This window comes from Burkholderia sp. AU4i, assembly GCF_000466765.1.
In the GTDB taxonomy this organism is placed as follows: domain Bacteria; phylum Pseudomonadota; class Gammaproteobacteria; order Burkholderiales; family Burkholderiaceae; genus Burkholderia; species Burkholderia cepacia.
Genome location: NZ_ASSI01000271.1, coordinates 1 through 2,782, shown reverse-complemented (window position 1 = coordinate 2,782; position 2,782 = coordinate 1). Strand labels below are relative to the sequence as shown.

Here is a 2,782-nt window from a genome sequence, read left to right as displayed (position 1 = left end):
AGTCGGCCGGCTCGGGCGCCGGGCCCGCGCGCGACACGAGCAGCGCGGCGGCCGCGTCGCCGTAGCCGACCAGGTCGCCGAACTGGCGGAAGAACGGATAGAGCCACTTGTCGCTGAGGATCACGAGCGCCTGGTCGCCTTCGTCGAGCAGCCCGTCGAGCAGCATCAGCGCCGAATACCAGCCGAGCGTGCCGTTCTGGCCGAGCGCGAACGGCGTCACGCGTTGCAGGCCGAGTTCGTACTGCATGCGGCCGACGACCGAGTCGCCGATGCCTTCGTTGAGCGCGCAGCTCGCGACGATCACGTGGGTCGTGCGGGCCAGTTGCCCGGAACCGAGCTGGTCGCGCAGGTCGAGCGCGGCGTCGGCGGCGAGATCGGCGAGGCTGCGCCCGGGCGGCGCGACCCGCAGCGCGGGCCGGCCGCCCGGCGCGAGGCGCGTGCCTTCCTCGGGCGTCAGCGCGCCCATCCCGCGCGGCCGCGCGAAGCGCGCCTGCGGCAGCAGCAGGTGCCGGTAGCCGGGATGGCGCTCCTGTGCCTGGATCGCGCTGAACACGACGGCGGGCGGCAGCACCACGACGCCGCCGGACAGGGCGAGCGTGCCGGGCGCGGCGACGCGGCGCGCGCCGAGGCAGGTTTCATCGAGCGTCGACAGGGTCATGCGGCGGTCTCCTCGTTCGTGCGCGCGAACGCGTCGCGATACTGGTTTTTCAGCGCGGGGCGGTCGATCTTGCCGTTCGGGTTGCGCGGCAGCGCCGGCAGCGGCTCGACGACGAGCGGGCTCATGTAGGTCGGCAACGCGTCGCGGCACGCGCGTGCGATGTCGGCGCGGCACGCGTCGGCGTCGAGCGTCGACACGACGCACGCGGCGATCGCCTCGCCGAGCGATGCGTGCGGCACGCCGAACACCGCCGCCTCGCGGATGTGGGGCAGCGCGAACAGCACGTCCTCGACCTCGGTCGGGCTGACGCGGTAGCCGGAGGTCTTGATCATGTCGTCGCCGCGCGCGACGAAATACAGGTAGCCGTCGGCGTCGCGCCGCACGATGTCGCCGGACCACACCGCGACGTCGGGGCGCGGGATCTCGCCGTGCCGGCGCGGCAGCGGGCGAAAGCGCTGCGCGGTCAGCTCGGGCCGGTTCCAGTAGCCGAGCGTGACGAACGCGCCGCGATGCACGAGTTCGCCGGGCTCGTCGGCCGCGCATTCGCTGCCGTCCGCACGCAGCACGAGGATCTCGGCGTTCGGCACGGCCTTGCCGATCGACGTCGGGCGCAACGCCGCGTCGGCCGGCGGCAGGTACGTCGAACGGAACGCTTCGGTCAATCCGTACATCAGGTACGGCGCGGCGTGCGTGAACAGCGCCTGCAGGCGGTGCAGCAGCGGCGTCGCGAGATGGCCGCCGGTGTTCGCGAAGCGGCGGATTCGCGTGCGCGCCGTGTCGCTCCAGCCGGCCGACGCGAGCTGCATCCACAGCGGCGGCACGCCGGTGATCGACGTCACGCCGAACGCGTCGCAATGGCGCGGCACGTCGGCCGGCTGCAGGAAGTCGAGCGGCGCATAACACGCGCCGGACGCCAGCGCGGTCGTGAGCTGGCTCAGGCCCGCGTCGAAGCTCAGCGGCAGCACGCCGAGCAAGACGTCGTCGTCGGCCAGCCCCTGGTACGCGGCGACGCTGAACGCGCCCGACACCAGGTTGCGGTGCGATACGACCACGCCTTTCGGCTTGCCGGTCGAGCCGGACGTATAGAGCAGCGCGGCGGGATCGTCGTCGACCGGGCGGCCGGCGGCCAAAGGTGCCGAAGGTGCCGAAGCGCCGGCGTCGGACGCGGCGATCGCATCGGCCAGCTCCTCGATCAGCATCGCGCGGGTGCCGACGAGCGCGGCGAGCGCCGGCAGGCGCTTCAATCGCTGCGCGCCGGTCATGAACAGCGCCGCGCCGCTGTCGGCGACGATGTGTTCGATCTGCGCTTCCTTCAACTGCGGATTGACCGGCACGAAGATCGCGCCGAGTGCGTTGGCCGCGAGCATCGCGACCACGGTTTCGATGCGTTTCGGCGCGTAGATCGCGACGCGCTCGCCGGGCCGCACGCCGCGCGACGCGAGCGCGGCGGCCGCGCGGCGGACCGCGCGCGCGAGCTGTTCGTAGGTCATCGTGCCGCCGCCGTCGGCATACGCGGGATGATGCGGCCAGCGCGCGGCGCCGTGGTCGAGCAGGTCGGCGATGCTGATCAGGGCGTTCATGATCGGCTCCTCTCTCTGGTGGGTCTAGGCGGCCCGCACGTACACGTGCGCGGCTTCGTGGGACAGGAAATGCGCCATCGAGTACGTCCGGTGATAGGCGCCGCAGCGCGCGAACACGGCGATGTCGCCCACCTGCGGCGGCGCGCCCGTATCGTCGCGGCCGATCACGTCCGCGCGGCTGCACGTGCTGCCGGCGTAGATCGTCGGCACGCCGCGCGCGGGCGGTGCAGGCGTGCGGCGCACGAGCGACGGCGCGGCCAGCCGGCGCATCACCGATTCGGTCTGCGCGAGCAGGAACGCATGCGACAGCCCGCCGTCGCAGACGGCGATCGTGCGGTCCGGCCACGTCTTGACCGCGACGACGCGCGTCGCGAACACGCCCGCGTCGGCGAAGATCGCGCGGCCGGATTCGTGCGCGAGCGAGTAGCGGCCGGCCAGCGGGGCGAGCGCGGTCGCATAGCGCTCGAACGCGGCATCGCCCGGGTGATCGTCGGCGAAGCCGCCGCCGAGGCTCAGCGAGCCGAGCGGTGCGCCGTTGGCCGGC

At 73.2% G+C, this 2,782-nt stretch carries 1 protein-coding gene and 2 pseudogenes; all 3 read right to left on the bottom strand.

Features of this window, described 5'->3' with window-relative positions; all coding sequences use genetic code 11:
* Positions 1 to 658, bottom strand: a pseudogene (locus L810_RS40035) (hypothetical protein); the annotation flags it as partial.
* Complete coding sequence (locus L810_RS40030; protein ID WP_021163822.1) at positions 655 to 2,238, bottom strand: acyl-CoA ligase (AMP-forming), exosortase A system-associated; 1,584 nt, start codon at positions 2,236 to 2,238, stop codon at positions 655 to 657. The pseudogene L810_RS40035 and the gene L810_RS40030, both read right to left, overlap by 4 nt.
* Positions 2,239 to 2,262: 24 nt before the next feature.
* Positions 2,263 to 2,782 (bottom strand): annotated as a pseudogene (locus L810_RS40025) (PLP-dependent decarboxylase); the annotation flags it as partial.

What these genes read in the sequence shown, in the direction of transcription:
- L810_RS40030 (WP_021163822.1), bottom strand. Translation starts at nt 2,238, where the DNA reads ATGAACGCCCTGATCAGCATCGCCGACCTGCTCGACCACGGCGCCGCG.